At 47.8% G+C, this 20,205-nt stretch carries 16 protein-coding genes; 5 read left to right on the top strand and 11 right to left on the bottom strand.

Annotated features, from left to right (window positions below; translation table 11 throughout):
* Positions 1-8 precede the first annotated feature (8 nt).
* The 4 genes from metH (at position 9) to WKK33_RS03840 (ending at position 5,388) form a co-directional block, all read left to right on the top strand.
* Positions 9-2,789, top strand: coding sequence for a methionine synthase (gene metH, locus WKK33_RS03855; RefSeq protein ID WP_337932561.1), 2,781 nt, complete (start codon positions 9-11; stop codon positions 2,787-2,789).
* Positions 2,790-2,909: 120 nt separating this feature from the next.
* Positions 2,910-3,773: a type I methionyl aminopeptidase gene (gene map / locus WKK33_RS03850; RefSeq protein WP_287768948.1), complete on the top strand. Its 864-nt coding sequence runs from the start codon at positions 2,910-2,912 to the stop codon at positions 3,771-3,773.
* A gap of 17 nt (positions 3,774-3,790) precedes the next feature.
* Complete coding sequence (gene tsaD / locus WKK33_RS03845; RefSeq protein WP_337932559.1) at positions 3,791-4,816, top strand: tRNA (adenosine(37)-N6)-threonylcarbamoyltransferase complex transferase subunit TsaD; 1,026 nt, start codon at positions 3,791-3,793, stop codon at positions 4,814-4,816.
* Between the two features lie 59 nt (positions 4,817-4,875).
* Positions 4,876-5,388, top strand: coding sequence for a CinA family protein (locus WKK33_RS03840; RefSeq protein ID WP_287768946.1), 513 nt, complete (start codon positions 4,876-4,878; stop codon positions 5,386-5,388).
* A gap of 486 nt (positions 5,389-5,874) precedes the next feature.
* On the opposite strand, the gene WKK33_RS03835 is transcribed toward WKK33_RS03840, so the two are convergent.
* The 8 genes from WKK33_RS03835 to WKK33_RS03800 form a co-directional block, all read right to left on the bottom strand.
* The gene (locus WKK33_RS03835; protein WP_337932558.1) at positions 5,875-6,468 is read right to left on the bottom strand and encodes a YigZ family protein; all 594 of its coding nucleotides are present in this window, start codon (positions 6,466-6,468) and stop codon (positions 5,875-5,877) included.
* Positions 6,468-7,715, bottom strand: a complete 1,248-nt coding sequence (locus WKK33_RS03830; protein ID WP_337569671.1) for a DUF1015 domain-containing protein — start codon at positions 7,713-7,715, stop codon at positions 6,468-6,470. Before WKK33_RS03830 ends, WKK33_RS03835 begins: the two co-directional genes overlap by 1 nt.
* A 92-nt stretch (positions 7,716-7,807) precedes the next feature.
* Positions 7,808-8,725, bottom strand: a complete 918-nt coding sequence (locus WKK33_RS03825) for an NAD(P)-dependent oxidoreductase (protein WP_337569672.1) — start codon at positions 8,723-8,725, stop codon at positions 7,808-7,810.
* A 24-nt stretch (positions 8,726-8,749) separates the two neighbouring features.
* Positions 8,750-9,817 carry a 3-phosphoserine/phosphohydroxythreonine transaminase gene (serC, locus tag WKK33_RS03820; RefSeq protein WP_309438252.1) on the bottom strand — a complete coding sequence of 356 codons (1,068 nt, stop codon included), beginning with the start codon at positions 9,815-9,817 and terminating at the stop codon, positions 8,750-8,752.
* Between the two features lie 175 nt (positions 9,818-9,992).
* On the bottom strand, positions 9,993-11,306 hold the full coding sequence (locus WKK33_RS03815; RefSeq protein ID WP_337569673.1) for a DEAD/DEAH box helicase: 1,314 nt from the start codon (positions 11,304-11,306) through the stop codon (positions 9,993-9,995).
* A gap of 2 nt (positions 11,307-11,308) precedes the next feature.
* A complete protein-coding gene (locus WKK33_RS03810; RefSeq protein ID WP_287768940.1) occupies positions 11,309-12,568 on the bottom strand; it encodes a hypothetical protein in 1,260 nt (419 codons plus the stop codon).
* Positions 12,565-13,695, bottom strand: coding sequence for a hypothetical protein (locus tag WKK33_RS03805; RefSeq protein WP_337468784.1), 1,131 nt, complete (start codon positions 13,693-13,695; stop codon positions 12,565-12,567). Before WKK33_RS03805 ends, WKK33_RS03810 begins: the two co-directional genes overlap by 4 nt.
* Before the next feature lie 38 nt (positions 13,696-13,733).
* The gene (locus WKK33_RS03800; protein WP_337932556.1) at positions 13,734-14,549 is read right to left on the bottom strand and encodes an MBL fold metallo-hydrolase; all 816 of its coding nucleotides are present in this window, start codon (positions 14,547-14,549) and stop codon (positions 13,734-13,736) included.
* A 401-nt stretch (positions 14,550-14,950) separates the two neighbouring features.
* On the opposite strand from WKK33_RS03800, the gene WKK33_RS03795 reads away from it, so the two are divergent.
* Positions 14,951-15,208: a hypothetical protein gene (locus WKK33_RS03795; RefSeq protein WP_287768937.1), complete on the top strand. Its 258-nt coding sequence runs from the start codon at positions 14,951-14,953 to the stop codon at positions 15,206-15,208.
* A 47-nt stretch (positions 15,209-15,255) separates the two neighbouring features.
* Here WKK33_RS03795 and WKK33_RS03790 read toward each other — a convergent pair whose 3' ends face one another.
* The 3 genes from WKK33_RS03790 to WKK33_RS03780 form a co-directional block, all read right to left on the bottom strand.
* Positions 15,256-16,128 carry a glycosyltransferase family 2 protein gene (locus tag WKK33_RS03790; RefSeq protein ID WP_337932554.1) on the bottom strand — a complete coding sequence of 291 codons (873 nt, stop codon included), beginning with the start codon at positions 16,126-16,128 and terminating at the stop codon, positions 15,256-15,258.
* A gap of 10 nt (positions 16,129-16,138) precedes the next feature.
* The gene (gene uvrA / locus WKK33_RS03785; protein ID WP_337932553.1) at positions 16,139-18,991 is read right to left on the bottom strand and encodes an excinuclease ABC subunit UvrA; all 2,853 of its coding nucleotides are present in this window, start codon (positions 18,989-18,991) and stop codon (positions 16,139-16,141) included.
* Between the two features lie 119 nt (positions 18,992-19,110).
* Positions 19,111-19,983, bottom strand: coding sequence for a sigma-70 family RNA polymerase sigma factor (locus tag WKK33_RS03780; protein WP_215760496.1), 873 nt, complete (start codon positions 19,981-19,983; stop codon positions 19,111-19,113).
* Between the last annotated feature and the right edge of the window lie 222 nt (positions 19,984-20,205).

Genomic DNA, 20,205 nt, shown 5'->3' with positions numbered 1-20,205 from the left:
CCATAAGCATGATGACTATTCAGGATATTGTAAAAAAGAGGATAATGATTCTCGATGGTGCCATGGGCACAATGATACAGGATTATCACCTCACCGAGGCCGATTTCCGTGGAACGCGTTATAAGGATAAGCCTGGGCAGATGAAAGGAAACAACGACATGTTGAACCTGACACGCCCTGACGTCATTCGCGAAATCCACAGGAAATATCTCGAAGCGGGCGCCGACATCATTGAGACCAACACGTTCTCCTCACAACGCATCTCGCAAGCCGACTATCATTTGCAGGACGACTGCGTGGAGATGGTGAGGGTAGGGACGCGCATGGCCCGTGAGGAGGCCGACAAGTTCTCTACGCCTGAAAAGCCGCGCTTTGTGGCAGGATCAATAGGACCTACGAACAAGACATGCTCGCTCAGTCCGGATGTGAGCAACCCCGCCGCACGCGACATGACCTACGATGAGCTATACAACGCTTATTGTGAACAGATTACGCCCATGGTGGAAGAGGGAGCCGACCTGCTCTTGATAGAAACAATCTTCGACACGCTGAACGCTAAATGTGCTATTGACGCCGCCAATAAGGTGATGGGCGAACAAGGACGAAAATTGCCCATTATGCTGAGCGTCACGGTAAGCGACTTGGCTGGACGAACGCTGAGCGGCCAGACGCTCGACGCCTTTCTGGCAAGCGTCAGCGAGTATGATATTTTTTCAGTTGGCCTCAACTGCTCGTTTGGAGCCAAGCAAATGAAGCCTTTCCTTGCCTCGCTGGCAGCCAAGGCACCTTATTACATTTCGGCTTATCCCAACGCCGGGTTGCCTAATTCTATGGGACTCTACGACGAGACGGCAGAAAGCATGTCGCCACAGATAGAGGAACTGATGGACGAGGGATTGGTGAACATTGTGGGAGGATGTTGCGGAACCGACGACGAGTTTATTCGCCAATACAACCTGTTGGCACAGGGAAAGAAGCCGCATGTTCCACAGCCACGACCCAACACCATGTGGCTTTCGGGACTTGAGTTGCTCGACGTAACGCCGGAAGTGCGCTTCGTGAATGTGGGCGAGCGTTGCAACGTGGCTGGATCGCGTAAGTTTCTGCGACTCATCAAGGAGAAAAACTACGAGGAGGCCCTGACCATTGCCAGGAAGCAGGTGGAGAACGGAGCGTTGGTCGTCGACGTGAATATGGACGACGGATTGCTTGACGCCAAGACGGAGATGGTGACGTTTCTTAACCTCATAGCATCGGAGCCCGACATAGCCAAGGTGCCCATCATGATCGACACGTCGAATTGGGATGTTGCCGTGGCCGGACTGAAATGTGTGCAAGGCAAATGCATTGTCAACTCTATCTCACTGAAAGAAGGCCAAGAGGTTTTCTTGCAGCATGCGCGCGACATAAAACGGTTTGGCGCGGCCGTTGTGGTGATGTGCTTCGATGAACAGGGACAGGCCACGTCGTATGAACGGCGTATCGAGATTGCCGAACGCGCCTACCACTTGTTGGTCGACGAGGTGGGAATGAATCCGTTGGACATCATCTTCGACCCTAACATCTTGGCCATTGCCACGGGTATGGAGGAGCACGACAACTATGCCGTAGACTTTATCCGTGCAACAGGGTGGATTAAGCGACACCTTCCGGGAGCGCATGTCAGCGGTGGCGTGAGCAATCTTAGTTTCTCGTTCAGGGGAAACAACTATATTCGTGAAGCCATGCATGCCGTGTTCCTTTATCACGCCATTCTGGAGGGCATGGATTTTGGCATTGTGAACCCAGCCACAAAAGTGGCTTACGACGATATTCCAGCCGACCAACTGTCTGTTATTGAGGATGTTGTACTCAATCGTCGCAAAGGAGCGGCTGAGGATCTCATCGAGCTCGCGCAACGCATGAAGGAAGAACAAGATGCCCGAAAGGCCGCTGCGCAAGGTCAGCCGGGAGCCATAAACACTAATGCGCCTGAGGAAGAATGGCGCAAGGGAAGTGTGGAGGAACGACTGAAATATGCGTTGCGAAAGGGGGTGGCCGAACATTTGGACCACGACTTGCATGAGGCGCTGCAGAAGTTTCCGCACGCCGTAAATATCATAGAGATGCCGCTCATGGATGGAATGAACGAAGTGGGAAAACTCTTTGGAGAAGGAAAAATGTTCTTGCCGCAAGTGGTGAAAACCGCTCGTACCATGAAGCAAGCTGTGGCTATCCTGCAGCCATATATTGAAGCCGAGAAGAAAGAAGGATCTGTCAAGGCTGGAAAAATTGTGTTGGCAACCGTGAAAGGCGACGTACACGACATTGGAAAGAACATCGTGGGAGTTATCATGGCGTGCAACAATTACGAGGTAATCGACATGGGCGTGATGGTGCCTGCAGAGCAAATCGTGAAGAAGGTGCAGGAGGAACATGCCGACATGGTGGGGCTGAGTGGACTCATCACACCCTCGTTGGACGAGATGGTGCATGTGGCCGAGGAACTCAACAAGGCGGGATTGCAGGTGCCCATCATGATAGGTGGAGCAACAACTTCGGAACTTCATGTGGCGCTAAAAATAGCTCCTGTTTACGGTGGAGTGGTGGCCTGGATGAAAGACGCCGCACAAAACGTGTTGGCGGCAGCACGCATGCTTAACGAACAGGAAATGCCACGGTATGCTGAGGAACTGAAAGAGAAATATACACAGTTGCGAGACGATTATGCGCAGGAACAGCAGCGCATCGTGTCGCTTGATGAGGCGCGCAAAAATAAGCTGAATCTTTTCGAAAACCAAGATGCATAGTTGTGTTGGGGAAGAATGAAAGGTCCACTAAACAGGCACGCCGCGCATTTTTTTGTTTCGCAATTTCGCCATTCAGATTAAATGCATTAACTTTGTACAAAGATATTAAATTAGTAGAAAATGCTAAATAAAAAGAAAAGATGGCACGCCATTAGCGGTCAGCCATTGACAGAACTAGACGAAAAAGTCATGTATTGGGAAAGCAAGGGAAAACTTGTTCCCACACGCGATATGGTAAGAACGCCTGAGCAGATTGAGGGCATTCGCGTGGCAGGTAAACTCAACACAGGATGCCTCGACGCTGTGGAGGCTGCCATTCATCCGGGCATGACCACGCAGGAAATCGACGACATCTGTATGAAATATTGCGAGGAGAACAACTGCCATCCATCGTGCCTTAATTACGAAGGTTTTCCAAAGAGTGTTTGCACAAGTATCAACGAGGTGGTTTGCCACGGCATTCCAAAAAAGGAGGATGTGTTGCAAGTGGGCGACATCGTGAATGTAGACATGACACTCGACTATAATGGATATTATGGCGACGCATCGCGTATGTTCATCATCGGCGGAAAGACCACTCCCGAGAAAGAGCAATTGGTTCGCGTAACAAAGGAGTGCTTGGAGATTGGCGCAGAAGCCGCAAAACCTTATTGTTTCGTGGGCGATATTGGTCATGCCATTCAGAAGCACGCGGAGAAATATGGCTATGGAGTGGTGCGCGATCTTTGCGGGCACGGCGTGGGATTGTCGATGCATGAGGCTCCCGAAATTCTACACTACGGCCACAAGGGAACGGGCATGCTGTTGGTTCCAGGAATGGTGTTTACCATTGAGCCGATGATCAATATGGGCACATGGAAAGTCTACATCGACGCCGATGATCCCTATGGTTGGGAGGTTATAAGTGGCGATGAGAAACCCAGCGCTCAGTGGGAACACACGTTCCTTATGACCGAAACGGGTGTAGAAATTCTTTCCAGATGATGAATAAGATTGTAAGTATGAACGATATTTATATTCTTGGAATTGAAAGCAGTTGCGACGACACCTCTGCAGCTGTGCTTCGCAACGGCGTTTTGCTGAGTAATGTAACGGCTTCACAAGAAGTGCACAAGGCCTATGGTGGCGTAGTGCCCGAGTTGGCCAGCAGAGCCCATCAGCAAAACGTGGTGCCGGTGGTCGACCAAGCCATCAAACGGGCAGGCATTACAAAAGACCAATTGTCAGCTGTGGCATTTACACGTGGCCCCGGATTGATGGGTTCTTTGCTCGTAGGCGTTAGCTTTGCAAAGGGGTTTGCGCGAAGCTTGGACATTCCACTTATTGATGTCAACCACTTGCAGGGGCATGTCATGGCTCACTTTATCAAAGAGAGTGACGACGACCAGCACATGCCGCCGTTCCCGTTCATTTGTCTCCTGGTGTCGGGTGGCAACTCGCAGATCGTTAAGGTAAACGCCTACAACGACATGGAGGTGCTCGGGCAAACCATCGACGACGCTGCGGGCGAGGCCATCGACAAGTGCTCGAAGGTTATGGGACTTGGTTACCCCGGTGGCCCAATCATCGACCGACTGGGAAAGAACGGCAATCCGAAAGCATACAAGTTCTCTGAGCCAAGCATACCAGGTTTAAATTATAGCTTCTCAGGATTGAAGACATCTTTCCTTTATAACCTTCGTAAGTGGGTTGCAGAGGATCCCGATTTTGTGGAGCATCATAAGGAAGACCTGGCAGCAAGCCTTGAGTATACAATCGTCGACATCTTAATGAAGAAGTTGCGCATGGCCGTTAAGCAAACAGGCATCAAGCACGTTGCTGTGGCAGGTGGTGTTTCTGCTAACTCCGTGCTTCGACAGGCGTTCCACGACCATGCGGATCGTTATGGTTGGACTATCTACATCCCCAAATTTAGTTACACCACCGACAATGCTGCAATGATTGGCATTGTGGGATACTGTAAGTTTAAGGATCAAGACTTCTGTCCCATTGACGCTCCCGCATTCTCCAAAGTAACATTCAAATAATCATTTCTTTCATTGGGGCAAGTCAAGCGTCAGCTTGTTGCCCATAATCATTCGAACCAATGGAATTAGAAACAAAGATTTTGAGTCGCGAAATTCAGGCGGCTCTTTATGATAACGGACACACGCTCGGAACAGCTGAGAGTTGCACGGGCGGTCGCATTGCCGAGGCTATCATATCTGTACCTGGTGCGTCCAACTATTTTAAGGGTGGTGTCGTGTCGTACACCAACGAGGTAAAAGAGAACATTCTTCATGTTTCGCATGAGGTGTTGGAAGAGCAAACGGCGGTTTGTGAGGAAGTGGCCCGTCAAATGGTTATTGGTGCTTGCGAAGCCCTGAACGTAGACTACGCCATCTCTGCCACCGGTGTAGCTGGTCCTGGCGGTGGAACCCCAAGCATCCCCGTAGGTACTGTTTGGTTGGGATATGGCTCTAAAGACGATGTGCGCACATTCAAATTGACCGAGGATTTTGGTCGAGATATCAATTTGGCAATAGCTACCAACAAGGCTTTGCGCCTGTTCTTGAGCTATTATCAAGAGAAACACCCTGCAGAAGTCAAGGAGCAATAAAGCATTTGCCCAATGCGCCATATAATGACATGTTTTCGTTGAGGCAGATGAGCTGAGCTGGACATAACCTATGCACTGCCATGACGAGAAAAGGTGTTTTGATATGGTGCTTTTTCGCTTAGCCAGATGAGCATAACCCAAGTTTGCTTGAGTTTTCCATGACGAGAAAACGAAGGATGAAATTTGTTGTTTACGTTCATCCAAATAAGCAGAGTAGGGGATGTTTTGAGGCTTGGCCCAAACCTAACCGCAATGTAAAGCAATATAGATGGCGACAATCATTATCCAACACAATGATTGCCGCCATGATATTTGGGGCAGTAACTTTAGGTAAATGACTATACCCCCTTTTCATCACAGACTATACGTACCTATCGCATCCTTAGGGCGTAGTGGAGGGCAGCATAAGACACGGGGGCCTATGCTTGATATGTTGTAGTCCCACCGACCAAAAGGAGGTAATGACGATTGATAGAGGGCAGAAAATTATAGCCCACCAAAGGTTAAACCGTTCAGGCGATTTCGAAGTTCTTCAGCCTGGCTCTTCCTAATAGACAACACTATTTCACAGTCGTTATCAAATGTCTGGGAGATAATCTTGGGTTGCATGTCTTTGACAATGCCCATAACGCCATTCATCATAGGGTAGGTGAAACGGAAAACAACTTGTTCTTCCACCAACCGCGTGACGATCTTACTATGATCGATGGCGTCGGAAGCTGCCGTACGATAGGCCACAATAAGTCCGCCAGTACCCAGGTTTACGCCTCCATAATAGCGAATGACGCAAATCAAGATATTGGTAAGTTCATGCGATGTAATTTGCCCCATAATGGGCTTGCCGGCAGTAGACGACGGCTCACCATCGTCGTTGGCGCGGAACTCTTCGCCGTTAGGGCCCAACACATACGCAAAACAACAATGGCGGGCGTCGTAGTATTTCTTACGATAACCCGCGATGATGTTTTTTGCTTGATCTACTGTTTCAACATGATGAGCATAAGCGAGGAACTTACTACGCTTTTCAGTATAGTAGCCCTCGCCTATGATTGTTTCGTCAATTGTCTTATACGAATCCATTATTGCAATTTATGTACTACCAGTCCGGAGCGCAACTTCGGCTCGAACCATGTGGCCTTGGGAGGCATGATCTTGCCACTGTCGGCAATATCCATGATTTGTTTCATGGTGACAGGGTAGAGCGCCAATGCCCAACGCATCTCGCCATTGTCGACGCGACGACGGAGCTCCTCCAATCCACGGAGGCCACCCACGAAGTCGATGCGCTTATCGGATCTCAAATCCTTTATTCCCATCAACTTGTCGAGGATAAGGCGACTTGAGATATCGACGTCAAGAATGCCAATAGGATCATTGGGGTTGTATTTGCCCTCGCGAGCTGTCAGGCTATACCACTCGTGGTCGAGGTAAAGCGAGAACTCGTGCAGGTGTTGGGGTTTATAATCCTCAGCGCCCTTGTTCTCAACAACGAAGTCATCTTCCAATGCTTTCAGAAATTCCTGGCTTGTCATACCATTGAGGTCTTTCACCACACGGTTATAGTCGAGAATGGTAAGCTGAGAGGCTTGGAAGCAAACTGCCATGAAATAGTTGTACTCCTCGTCACCCTTATGGTTGGGGTTTTGTTTGCGCTTTTCTGCTCCAACAAGAGCTGCAGCTGCTGAACGGTGATGGCCGTCGGCAATATACAAATTGGGCATCTTGTGGAACTCCTCGGTAATAAGATTAATATCGTTCTTGTCAGACACTATCCAGAACTGATGGCGGAAACCATCAATGGGAGCAATGAAGTCGTACTCGGGTGTGGTCTTAGCATACTTGTTGATCAATGCATCGAGAACGGCATTATCGGGATAAGCAAAGAAGACAGGCTCCATGTTTGCATCGCATACTCTGACGTGCTTCATGCGGTCTTCCTCTTTGTCACGACGGGTGAGCTCATGCTTTTTGATCACACCAGTCATATAGTCGTCTACGGCAGCACCAACGACAAGACCATACTGGGTCTTATTATTCATGGTCTGCGCATAAATATAGTAATTCTCTTCTGCGTCCTGGACGAGCCAACCCTTATCTTGGAATTTCTTGAACTGCTCAGCTGCGCTCTCGTAAACACGGGGATCGTATTCAGAAACGCCGGGTTCAAAATTGATCTCAGGTTTGATGATGTGGTAGAGAGACTTCTCATTATCACCAGCTTCCACACGAGCCTCTTCTGAGTCGAGGACGTCATAGGGTCTTGATTCCACTTGTTCAACAAGATCCTTTGGAGGGCGTAATCCACGGAAAGGTTTGATAGTTGCCATAGTATTAAGGTTTTGGGGTTATTGTAGTTAAACAAAAGCTCTGGCGACACTCCGAATGAACGGAATGTCGGCAGAGCCTCCTTTTTCATTAATTATTTATTCACGCGGAATTTCTCGTCACCTGTTGCGAAGTAGGAAACGATTTGCTTAGCAGCTGCAATACCTGCATTGATGTTAGCCTCAGCAGTCTGGGCACCCATCTTCTTAGGTGTTGCAAAATAGCGGCCTTCAAACTTACGGAACTCCTCATCAGCGTCAGGCTTGATGTCGGTGATGTATTTCAGGTCCTCACGTTCAGCGAGCAACTTAATCAGTTCAGCCTCATTGATAACTTCCTTGCGGGCTGTGTTAACAACTATACCGCCTTTCTTCATCAGGTTGACAACCTGATAGTTGATGCTCTCGCGAGTCTCGGCAGTAGCGGGGATGTGCAATGACACAACATCGCATACCTCAAACAGTTCGTCGCGGCTGTTAACGCCATGTACGCCCTGCTCCTCTATCTTCTCCTTGGGAACAAACTCGTCGAATGCGTAAACATCCATGCCAAATCCCTTGGCAATGCGAGCCACATTGCGACCTACGTTACCAAAAGCAAGGATACCGAGCTTCTTGCCCTTCAACTCACTACCACTCTTACCGTTGAAGAAATTACGAACTGTGAACACCAGCAAACCAAACACCAATTCGGCTACAGCGTTAGAGTTCTGTCCGGGAGTGTTCTCAACAACAACACCTTTTTCCTTAGCATAGGCGGTATCGATAGAGTCGTAACCGGCACCGGCACGTATCACAATCTTCAAGTTCTTAGCAGCGTCGAGCACCTCAGGAGTAACCTTGTCTGAACGAACAATCATTGCGTCGACATCGGCAACAGCATCCAACAACTGCTGCTTATCAGTGTACTTCTCAAGCAAAACCACTTCGTGGCCTGCAGCCTGTGCCTCATTCTTAATGCCGTTAACTGCGGCAGGGGCAAAAGGCTTCTCTGTAGCAACAAGTATCTTCATGATTAAATAAGGTTAAGTGTGAAATTAATGTTGTGCCTCGAAGTCCTTCATGGCCTGAACCATGGCGTTGACACCCTCGATAGTCTGAGCGTTGTAGCAACTTGCACGGAAACCACCTACGCTTCTGTGACCCTTGATGCCGACCATACCACGCTCTGTAGCGAAATCGAAGAAGTCCTTCTCCAACTCTTTGTACTCGTCGTTCATCACGAAGCAGATGTTCATCAGAGAACGATCCTCCTCCGCTACTGTTCCACGGAACAACTTGTTGCGGTCGATCTCTCCGTAAAGGATGTCGGCGCGCTCATGAGCTCTGCGGTCCATCTCAGTGACACCACCCTGAGCCTTCACCCAACGCATAGTCTCAAGCAGCGAATATATAGGTACCACAGGAGGAGTGTTGAACATAGAGCCCTTGTCTACGTGTGTGCGGTAGTCGATCATTGTGGGGAGCTCGCGAGGAGCCTGGCCCAACATGTCGTCCTTGACGATAATAACGGTAACACCTGCCATAGCCATGTTCTTCTGTGCACCAGCATAGATCGCTGTATACTTAGAAACGTCAACAGGACGGCTCATGATATCAGAGCTCATATCACCAATCAATGGAACGGGTGCGTCGATTTCCTTGCGGATCTCGGTACCATAGATCGTGTTGTTGGTGGTGATGTGAAGATAATCCAAGTCAGACGGGATCTCGAAGTTATGTGGCAGATAGGTGTAGTTCTTGTCGGCAGACGATGCAACCTCAACAACCTCGCCAAACATCTTAGCCTCCTTCATGGCCTTTTTGGCCCATGTGCCAGTGTTCACATAACCAGCCTTCTTGATCAGGAAGTTGGCTGGAATCTGCATAAACTGCAAAGAAGCGCCGCCACCGAGGAAGATGACAGAGTAACCCTCTGGAATGTCGAGCAATTCCTTGATAAGAGCTACAGCCTCATCTATAACAGGTTGGAAATACTTAGCACGGTGGCTGATTTCCATCAAAGAAAGGCCATGGCCGTCAAAATCCAAAAGTTGCTTCGCTGTGTTCTCAATCACTTCGCGGGGAAGCATCGAAGGACCTGCATTAAAATTGTACTTCTTCATCACTTCAATTTTTTATAGGGTTAATATTGTTTTTCATAATAATTCGTTGCGAAGATACGGTATTTATTTTAATAAAACAAATAATTTATCCATAATTTATCGATGAATTTTTATACTGTTAAAGCGACACTTTATATTACATATTCATGCGCTAACTATCCAAAGATCAAGGTTTTTATCTTATTTCTTCCACAATGGTACGAATACCTTTGATTTTTTCTCCAGCAATACGTTTTAGCACACTTTTCAGTTGCTTCCTGTCGATGGCCGCGTATGCATAATGGTCCTTCACATCGATGCGTCCGATGTCAGCCGATTTCAGTCCTCCCTTCTTGCAAAGGAAACCAACGATATCGACTTTTGATATTTTGTCTTTTTTGCCCTTTCCAATATAAAGGGTTGACATTCGAGGTTGTGGACATTCTGCCCCTTCGTTTTCGGGTATTTCGTAATCGGTCACTTCCGCGTGTACATATTCAGGCACCTGCTCGTTGGTGCTAAGGATGAAATAGGCTTGTCCTGTTTCTAGCCATCGCGCCGTTCGTCCTACACGATGCACATAGCTCTCTTCGCTTTCGGGCAGGTGGTAGTGAACGATGTTCTTTATGTTGGGAATGTCGAGTCCACGGCTACCGAGGTCGGTGCTAACCATGATGTTGGCTGATCCGTTAACAAAACGATACAAAGCATCCTCACGTGCCTTTTGGTCCAGGCCTCCATGGAACGCACTTAGCGTGAAGCCCATTTGGCGAAGATAAGCGGCCGTACGCTCCACTGAGTCGCGATAGTTTACGAAGACGATAGTGCTATCTTGCCCAAATGAAAGCAAGAGGCGCCCCAACGGCTCCAATTTGTCTTTTTCGGGAGAATGAACGGCAAGCACCTTTACTCGGTCAGGTACCTGCTCGTCCTCTTGTCTATAGTCCAATCGCATAGCGTGTCCTACCATGCCCTGGATGTCCTCTGAGTCGGTTGCCGACAAGAGGATTCGCCTTGCTTGGCGTGGCATTCTTCTGAGCAACGCTTTCATCTCTTCACGGAAGCCCATCTCCAAACACTTGTCGAACTCATCGATCACGACAAACTTAACATGCGACGGATCGATGTTCTCCTTATCTAAATGGTCGTTCAGGCGTCCCGGTGTTCCACACACCACCTGTGGCTTTAGTCGACGCAACACACGGTGCTCATCCATGGTGGGACGGCCACCGTATGCGGCAAAGGAGCGGATTCCAGTGCCCATGTTTTGCAGCACGTTGGTTGTTTGCAGGGCCAATTCGCGTCCTGGAACAATAACGATGGTCTGCACCTCGTCCTGCAGCTCGTCTATCAGTTGAGACACTGGAAGAAGGTAAGCCAAGGTCTTTCCCGAACCCGTTGGGCTCAGAACAGCCAGGTCGCCGTTTCCTCCGATAATGGCTTGCGCAGACGCTTCTTGCATGTCGTTGAGCTTGATGCCCAACTTATTTGTTATTTCTTCTATTTTCATTGTTACATCAGTTTGTCTATTTCATCAAATTCCTTGCCCATATTCAGGTTTAGATATATGGTGTAAAGAGGCAAAGCCCACTTGTCTTTTCTATCAGGTCTCATGGCCCTGTACTTTTCCAAATAGGGGAGAGCCTCCTTGTAATACTTAAGGGTGGCAGCACGCTGCTTGGAGCTTGCCAATGACGTTTTGTCGAATTTAACCCCCATGTTAAACTTCGACAATCCGGCGTTCAGCCATGCCTCTGGTAAGCTGTCGTTTTCGCTAATGAGCCGTTGGCTAATGTCGAAGCATTTTTGGAAGTCGCCTAAGTTCAATAATATAGAGCCCTTTGTCTGCCAAAATACTTGGTTGGTTGAGTCGACATTAAGTGCCTTGTCTGTTAGCGCAAGTGCCTCGTCCCATTGCCCTGTCTGCGAATAATGCTCTATCAGATGCGAATAGAAGAACAACGACAATGGATATTTTTGGAATCCTTCAACCAGTGTATTCACGTAACGAGTTGTGTCGGCGTCGCGTCTGTAAGTATCCGACAGATATTGGAGCATCATCTCATAGTGAGTGGTGTCTTTCAGGGCCTGATAAGTGTGGTTAAGCGTTTTTTTGCTATCTTGCATCTTGTAGGCGCAATACACAGCCCAATAGGAAGCCATTGGTATGTTCTTGTCTTTCTCCATATAGCGGTACGACGCAAACAGGGGTTGTTGGGCTGCGTCTATGTATTGGTCGAAGAGCTGATATGCTTCAGCGTACTTCTTTTTTCGGACAAAGTAATGGCCTCCACTTAATAAATTGGGGCGAAGCCGATTAAGCAATGCGGCGTTGTCTTTCCTCATGTTGAGTTTCACGCGTCCCTTTGCGTCGGGTTGCGCATCGATAGAATCGTAGGCTTCCATCTGCTGGAACATACGTGAGGCAATATTAAACAAGTTTGCTGTGTCATACTTTTGTTTCAGGTAGATCTTCTCGTTGCCCTGGTCGTATTGTTTCTTGAGAGCATCGAAAAGGATGGTCCATATCTTATCGTTTTGTCGATTGGCAGAATCCTTCAACAACTCTACCATCGATTTCTCCGCATTCTCGAGGTTATTACCTTTCTTTACATTCTCCTTGGCGTTAGAAATCTGTTTCTTTTGTGCAAATGTTGTAGTGGAAACACACCAACTACCAATAAATAAGGTAAATATGATGCACCACCATCTCGGTGTAACAAATTTGCGACAAGTTAGCCTGCTTTTCAAAGGCGTGTATTCTGTTCTCATGATTTTTTTATCTTTTGTTCCTCTACTTTTGGTTTGATGGCCTTGGCTTTTTCGTCTTCACCTAAAAGGTTGTATACTAAATAAAGAGGTGTGGCCCAATCCATTTCTTCGACATGCGGATTCAGTCGCGCCACCTGTTCGAAATCTTTCCTTGCCTCTTGCAACAAAGCTTTGATAGAGTCGGGGAGCGTTTGGGGCTTAGTCTCTATATTTTGCAACACTTGTTGGGCTTGGGCACTGATACAGATACCTTTATTATATATGGCCTCCACAAATGTGGTGTCGAGTCGGATGGCATTGCGGAAAGCCTCCAATGCCTCTTGCCAATTTTGCTTTCTCATTTTGGTTTCTCCCAACAAGGCCCATGCCTGCTTGTTTGTAGGCGATTTACGCGTTTCGTCCAATGCGAACTGCTCCAATTCCTGCTCGTGCCCATCTGTTGAGTAATACTCCATTAACAATCGCATAAAGGTGGAATTGTTGGGAGCTTTATCATGTAGCCCGAGTAACGTATACAGGTAGCGTGCCGAGTCGTTGGGCGTAACCATCATTTCCTTCATGCAACTCACTTTCACCTCTGCGGCGTCTTTTGCGTACTCGGCATCTTGAAGCGCTATGTCGGCATAATGATCTGCCTTGGCATATTTCTTAGCCCCATAGCATAACAAAGACAGGTAGTAGGCCGCTTGACCTTTATACAGGTCTTTCTTCCATCTAAAGATGTGACTTCGTGAAAAGTGCAGGTAGGTTTTCAGCACTTCGAGCGCTTCCTCGTTGCGTCGATGGCTATAATAGTATATTCCAGCATCGATTAGTCGGGTACCAATGGGCGACAGGCGCTTACTGTTGATATGGCGGTATTTGGGGTCGACCTTTCCTTTGGCGTTTGGCATACCATCATAATAGTCACATTGCAGCGCAGTTTCAACAGCCTGCCTTAAGGTGTTGAAGTATGTGAACGTGTCGCGCGTGGCTTGCAGACGTCCCATCAATAAGTCCACCTGTCGGTTGAGTTCATCGGCTCGTTGCCGATCGGTCTCTTCGGCAGACAAGGTATTACAGAAAGCCATCAACATGGCGACCAACAATGATCGCCATAAGATGTTGAGTTTCGTATGTCTATTCATTGTTTGAATGGGATTAAGTTAGTAAATCTGTCTTGAGGTTACTTTAGCTCAAATATGCCTGTTGGGGTCTTTCGTTTCAGAACTTCCAATTTGAAATCTGCCCCTGGCTCATTGCCAACCACGATACCATGCGACCGTAAAATCTGCTTCACGCTCTTTTCTGCCAAGTCGGGATGGTTGTTCTCGTCGCTCAAATGACAAAGCCATACGTGCTTGAGGTTCGAGGTGGCGTTTTCGGCTAAGGCCATTGCGCATTCCTCGTTGCTCATGTGTCCATACGGACTCAGGATTCGTCTCTTTAAGTGTTCAGGATAAGGACCGCTTATCAGCATTTCATTTTCATAGTCGGCCTCAATAACCAAATAGTTTGCCTTGCTGATAAATCCTTTCATCTCATCAGTGAGATGTCCAATGTCGGTCATTAAGACAAATGTAACATCCTTATATTGGATGCAATATCCTACATTGTCGGCACTATCGTGGGGTACACCAAACGGAGTGATCAGGAAGTCGCCCAACTGAAAAGAAATTCCCTTCTGAACACGTTTTGCCCTCTCAGGCGTAATTTTACACCTGACACACCAATTATTGTTGATGCCATCATGGACAGTTTTTGTTGTCCACACAGGCAGGTTGTAGTCTCTACTTAGGCTCCCCACCGACTTCACGTGGTCTGCGTGGTCGTGCGTGATGAGAATGTTTTTGACGCTCGACATGTGCAGTCCAAAATTTTTAAACTGCCTTTTGAGCGCCCTAATACCTATGCCGGCATCTATCAGGAGTCCATCAGTCTCCGTGAAGAGGAAGCTGCTGTTTCCGCTGCTTCCACTGCCAAACGATATATAATGCAACATTTTGTTTTCAATTTTCCCACAAAGTTAGCTAAAAGAAAGGACATATTCAACTTTTAATATGCAAAAATCCTTAATCAGCATGCATTACTCACATTCTTGTTAAACACATCATGGAAGACAGCAACAAAAAGTAAGCGCGATGTTTGGCTTCCACAGATGGATTGCTTACCTTTGCAATGCTTATAAAAATCGTTTGGTGAATGAGACACATGTTTTTCTTAACAACCTTGTTGTTTGCAGTTTCCTGCTGTTTTTTGCTTATTTTGCCGTTTTCTTCGTGTGCAAATAGCGATAAGCAGCTAACTTCATGTGCCGATTCTTTTGCCCAATCGTTCTTTAGGTGGCAATTTCAAAAATCCAGTACATATTGCGACGAATCATCCCAACGTTGGCTACGTTATATGGCCTCTCAAGTCACACAAGACGACATTGACAGTCTTAAGGCAACCGAGAGCGACGTGGAGTGCACCTTGGGCGGCTTCAGTTTCGACAACGACAGTATGGCCTCCATAGAGGTTCATGTATCCAACTATTTCCGTATGGACAGTTTGGACAAGATCACCTTGGTGAAAGGCGAGTCGGAATATAATTTTCAAATGGTTCGCACCAATGGTCTTTGGCGCATTCGGCTCCAAGGATTTCCTCAGGCAGTAGAATAAACTTGCAACAGGACTGCTCTGCCAACGGTCTATTGTGAGTTTGGGGCTTATTTGAGGCTAAGGTAATATCCCAGCTTATATATTTGAAATGCCAGCAGGTTCGTGTGTTTGGAAAGCAAGAGCCTTTTTAAGCTCTTTCCCATTACTCTGAAAATGCAGGCAAACAACGGTTTAAGCTTGTTCCTTTCAAGTTTATCAGCAACTTTCAGCAAGGGCGAATAACCTTTGAGCTCATTGCGAAAAAGTCGCAGGGTACGAAGGCCTTCCTCCGTTTTAACGATAAAATCGGAGTTTTGCTCAAAGGTACAAAAAGCCACAGGATTATCGATGTGAACTATGCTCTCACCATATACTTCCAACTGCTTTCCCCAAAACACATCTTCGTAACCATAATGGCGGAAACGCTCGTCGAATGGAAGAACTTTCATCACCTTGCGTGAAACCATGAAATTGGATGTGTGAAAATCTTTGTAGGGCTGATTGTTGCGAAGTTGGGCCGAACGGTTTTTCTCACCTTGCTTTTCGTAGAGGAATCTCAGGTTCGTTTTTGTTCCTCCTTGTACAATGTAGCCTCCATAAACAACATTGCCAAGTGCTTGCGCCGTAACATACCTTTTCAGGTAGTTGGGCTCGCAGATTTTCATGTCGGCGTCAATGAATATCAAATATTCACCACGCGCTTGCTCTACCAAGAAGTTGCGGATGGCCGCACGCCCCATGTTGTCATTGTTTCTAACAAACCGACATCCAGAAATGTCCTGGAGATTCTTGTTACGAGCTATCACCTGATCGTCGGTCGATCCGTCATCGGCAACGATAATCTCCCAATCCGCTAAGTTGATGGCTTTCGCTTGGAGAGCAAGCGCTTGAACAAGCGCATAGCAATCGTCATTGTATGTCGGTATCAGTATAGACAGCATAGGTGTCGGTTTATTGAAGTTTGTCTTTCAGGTATTTTCCCGTAACGCTATTCGCACATTTGGCTATGGTCTCTGGTGTTCCAGCACAAACCAGTTGTCCACCCTTGTCGCCTCCATCGGGTCCTAAGTCGATAACCCAATCAGCCTCTTTGATTACATCCAAGTTGTGCTCAATGACCACTAGGCTATGACCCCGTTCAACGAGTGCGTTGAAGGCATGCAGCAGGCGTGCAATGTCATGGAAATGAAGACCGGTGGTAGGCTCGTCGAAAATGAATAGTGTGGGTTCCTGACGCTCCTGCCCGATGAAATAAGCCAGTTTCACTCGTTGGTTCTCGCCCCCCGACAACGTCGACGAACTCTGTCCGAGTTTGATGTAACCCAGTCCCACTTCATACAATGGTCTGAGGCGATCGACGATGGTCTTTTGCTTATGGGTGCCGAAGAAATCGATGGCTTCCCTGACGGTCATGCTCAGCACATCGTAAATGTTTTTCCCCTCAAACCTCACATCGAGCACATCCTGTTTGAAGCGTTTGCCATGACAGGCGTCGCACACCAATGTAAGGTCGGCCATAAACTGCATCTCCACAGTGATTTCTCCAGCCCCTTTGCACTCCTCGCAGCGTCCACCTTCGGCATTGAAGGAGAAGTATTGGGCGGGAAATCCCAACTGCTTGGCCAATGGTTGGCTTGCAAACAGGTCACGAATGGCGTCATATGCTTTCAGGTATGTGGCCGGGTTCGAACGTGTGCTTCTGCCAATGGGGTTTTGGTCAACAAACTCCACATGACGAAGCGCATTCCAATCGCCTTCCAAAGCGAGATACTCGCCAGGCGTTTCGGCCACCTCATTCATGTGTCGCTTTAGGGCAGGGTAGAGGATACCCTTCACCAGGCTTGACTTTCCCGAGCCCGACACACCAGTTACCACCGTCAAAACGTTGAGCGGAATATCCACATCGATGCCTCTCAGATTGTTCATTCGACACCCCTTCAAGCCAATAGAAAGATTCCATTTTCTGCGTGATTTAGGAACAGCAATTGTGTCTTTCCCCGTAAGGTATTTGATGGTGTAACTGTTCGGATGGTCTTTTAGAAGTTGCTGACACAAAGAGTCATTTTCTTTGTTCTCCAAACCGTTGGGAATGGAACCTTCGTATACAATTTCACCGCCAAGGTCACCTGCATTGGGGCCAATGTCGATGAGCCAGTCGGCAGCACGCATAATCTCCTCGTCATGCTCCACCACAATGACGGTGTTGCCAAGCGCCTGCAATTCTTTAAGGACGTGTATGAGGCGATCGGTGTCGCGACTGTGCAAACCTATGCTGGGTTCATCAAGAATGTATAGGCTTCCCACCAACGACGATCCCAATGATGTGGTGAGGTTGATGCGTTGGCTCTCACCTCCCGACAGGGTGTTGCTCATGCGGTTAAGCGTGAGATAGCCCAGTCCCACCTCACAAAGAAACTTCAGTCGCGAGTTGATTTCTGTTAGCAGGCGCTTACCCACTTCCTGCTCATGCTCTGGCAGTTGCAGCATTGCAAACCACTGACGAAGTTGTTCTACCGGCATTTGCACGAGGTCAATAATGCTACGGCCGTTGATCTTCACCCACGAGGCTTCCTTTTTCAGTCTACTTCCATGGCAGTCAGGACAGACCGTCTTTCCGCGGTACCTGCTGAGCATTACGCGGTATTGAATTTTATATTGGTTGTTCTTCACCATTTGGAAGAACGAATCCAGGCAAACGGCGTCATCGCGAAGATGGCCTGCTTCATCGCGGTCACAGGGAAGGCCGTGCCAAAGCCAGTCTTTTTCCTCAAGCGACAAATCCAAATAGGGCTTGAAGATAGGGAAGTTGGCGTGCTTGGCTCTTCTGCAAAACTCATCTTTCCATCCTTGCATCTTGTCGCCATGCCAACATTGAACGCACCCATCATAAACAGATAGGGTAGAGTTGGGGATAACCAACTTTTCGTCAATTCCAATAACGCTGCCGAAGCCTTCGCAAGTTGGGCAAGCACCCAATGGTGAGTTGAATGAGAACATATTCTCATTGGGCTCCTCAAAGGTCATGCCATCGGCTTCGAATCGCGATGAATAATCGTATACGATTCCTGATGGCAAAAAAGCCAGCCGACAGGCACCGTCGCCTTCATACATGGCGGTCTCTATTGAGTCGGTAAGGCGGGCTATGGCATCTTTCTCATGCGAGACACTCATGCGGTCGATAACCAAATACGAGTTGCTTAGAGACACCTTCGATGATGCTCCATCTGCGAGAATGTCCTCTATCCGTTCCACGTCGGAACCCGTCATCAATCGAGTATAACCCTCCTGAAGGAACATCTCCAACTGTTTTTCAATGGTACGTCCCTCGACCACATGTAAGGGTGCGAGCACCATGAAGCGAGTGCCATCAGAAAAGCCGAACGTTTGGTTCACAATGTCGTCGGCCGAATGTTTCTTCACCTCCTGGCCTGAGAGGGGTGAATAGGTATGCCCTATGCGTGCATAGAGCAGCTTCATATATTCGTAAATCTCCGTGGAGGTGCCTACCGTTGAACGAGGATTGCGCGAAATAACCTTCTGTTCAATGGCAATGGCGGGTGGTAATCCTTTGATAAAATCGCATTCGGGTTTGTTCATCCTACCCATAAACTGACGGGCATAACTTGAAAGGCTTTCAACGTAGCGTCGCTGGCCTTCTGCATAAAGCGTGTCGAAAGCTAACGATGATTTGCCAGAGCCGGAAACACCAGTGATTGTGATGAACTTGTTGCGCGGAATGTTTAAACTTATGTTTTTCAGGTTGTTGACCCGCGCGCCCTTAACCTCTATGCAATTCTCTTCCATTCTAACGATTTGCGGTTTGGAAACACTATAATAATTAGGTAAATAGGAGATGGAGTAGGGCGCGAAATAGCCTGCTTCGACCTTTTATCTCTAACGAAACAGGCTATTTTCAACGTCGCTTAGCCCAAATACTTGATGAGCAGCTTCGAGTAACCACTCTCTCTGAGCTTGACGATGCTTTTCTCGCGAATCTGTCTGACACGTTCGCGCGTCAAACCAAGCTGGTCGCCAATCTCCTCAAGTCCTTTCTCATTGCAGCCAATGCCAAAACACTCGCGCACAATGGTAATCTCGCGATCCTTCAGCACATTGCGAAGAACAGTGTCGAGCTCGTGCGACATGCTCTCATAGTCGACATGCTTGTCAGCGCGACTGTCCTCGCCTGAAGCCAGCACATCGGCCATACTGTTGTCGTCGTCCTCCTGGAAAGGAGCGTCGATGCTCATGTGATGGTTGTCGGCCTTAATGGTTTGGTCGATCTTCGTTTCATCGATGTTGGTCAAATCTGACAACTCGTGAACCGACGGACGACGCTGGTTCTCTTGTTCAAACTTCGAAATCTCAGCGTTGATCTTCGACAGCGCACCAACCTGGTTGAGTGGCAACCTTACGATACGGCTCTGCTCGGCGATGGCTTGCAGAATACTCTGACGAATCCACCATACAGCGTATGAGATGAACTTGAATCCACGTGTCTCATCAAATTTTTCTGCAGCCTTAACCAGTCCGATGTTACCCTCATCGATGAGGTCGGTAAGACCAAGCCCCTGGTGTTGGTACTGCTTGGCTACGGAAACCACAAAGCGCAAATTGGCTTTAACCAGTTTGTCCTTAGCCCGTTCACCCTCACGTCCGCCTTTCTTGATCTTTTGTGCAAGCTCAATTTCTTCTTCCACTGTGATCATGGGCACTCGGCCAATCTCAACGAGATACTTGTCCAATGCTTCGCCAGCGCGATTGGTGATACTTTTCTGAATTTTAAGTTGACGCATGTTATTGTTTTAATTATTTCTAATGCCTAATTTTTACCCTGACGCCCCTTGCAATGATGAAGGTCTTACCTTTCCATTTATGGAAAAGGCGTGCAAAGATACCAATAATTAGGATATACTGCAAATGGATTTCACGAAAAAGCATTTATTAACGAGTTTTTTTCTGAAAGTAACTATTCAGCGAAAGGGCATGGCGGGGTATCAAGCCTCAAATAAGGCTTG

The sequence above is a fragment of the Hallella sp. genome (assembly GCF_037460745.1).
Lineage (GTDB): Bacteria > Bacteroidota > Bacteroidia > Bacteroidales > Bacteroidaceae > Prevotella > Prevotella faecis.
The sequence above is the reverse complement of the archived record's forward strand: the minus strand, read 5'-3'. Positions and strand labels throughout refer to the sequence as shown.

Bases quoted from the DNA above. Each gene is read 5' to 3' on its own strand.
- metH (WP_337932561.1), top strand. From the start codon at position 9: ATGATGACTATTCAGGATATTGTAAAAAAGAGGATAATGATTCTCGAT.
- map (WP_287768948.1), top strand. From the start codon at position 2,910: ATGCTAAATAAAAAGAAAAGATGGCACGCCATTAGCGGTCAGCCATTG.
- tsaD (WP_337932559.1), top strand. From the start codon at position 3,791: ATGAACGATATTTATATTCTTGGAATTGAAAGCAGTTGCGACGACACC.
- WKK33_RS03840 (WP_287768946.1), top strand. From the start codon at position 4,876: ATGGAATTAGAAACAAAGATTTTGAGTCGCGAAATTCAGGCGGCTCTT.
- WKK33_RS03835 (WP_337932558.1), bottom strand. From the start codon at position 6,468: ATGGATTCGTATAAGACAATTGACGAAACAATCATAGGCGAGGGCTAC.
- WKK33_RS03830 (WP_337569671.1), bottom strand. From the start codon at position 7,715: ATGGCAACTATCAAACCTTTCCGTGGATTACGCCCTCCAAAGGATCTT.
- WKK33_RS03825 (WP_337569672.1), bottom strand. From the start codon at position 8,725: ATGAAGATACTTGTTGCTACAGAGAAGCCTTTTGCCCCTGCCGCAGTT.
- serC (WP_309438252.1), bottom strand. From the start codon at position 9,817: ATGAAGAAGTACAATTTTAATGCAGGTCCTTCGATGCTTCCCCGCGAA.
- WKK33_RS03815 (WP_337569673.1), bottom strand. From the start codon at position 11,306: ATGAAAATAGAAGAAATAACAAATAAGTTGGGCATCAAGCTCAACGAC.
- WKK33_RS03810 (WP_287768940.1), bottom strand. From the start codon at position 12,568: ATGAGAACAGAATACACGCCTTTGAAAAGCAGGCTAACTTGTCGCAAA.
- WKK33_RS03805 (WP_337468784.1), bottom strand. From the start codon at position 13,695: ATGAATAGACATACGAAACTCAACATCTTATGGCGATCATTGTTGGTC.
- WKK33_RS03800 (WP_337932556.1), bottom strand. From the start codon at position 14,549: ATGTTGCATTATATATCGTTTGGCAGTGGAAGCAGCGGAAACAGCAGC.
- WKK33_RS03795 (WP_287768937.1), top strand. From the start codon at position 14,951: ATGGCCTCTCAAGTCACACAAGACGACATTGACAGTCTTAAGGCAACC.
- WKK33_RS03790 (WP_337932554.1), bottom strand. From the start codon at position 16,128: ATGCTGTCTATACTGATACCGACATACAATGACGATTGCTATGCGCTT.
- uvrA (WP_337932553.1), bottom strand. From the start codon at position 18,991: ATGGAAGAGAATTGCATAGAGGTTAAGGGCGCGCGGGTCAACAACCTG.
- WKK33_RS03780 (WP_215760496.1), bottom strand. From the start codon at position 19,983: ATGCGTCAACTTAAAATTCAGAAAAGTATCACCAATCGCGCTGGCGAA.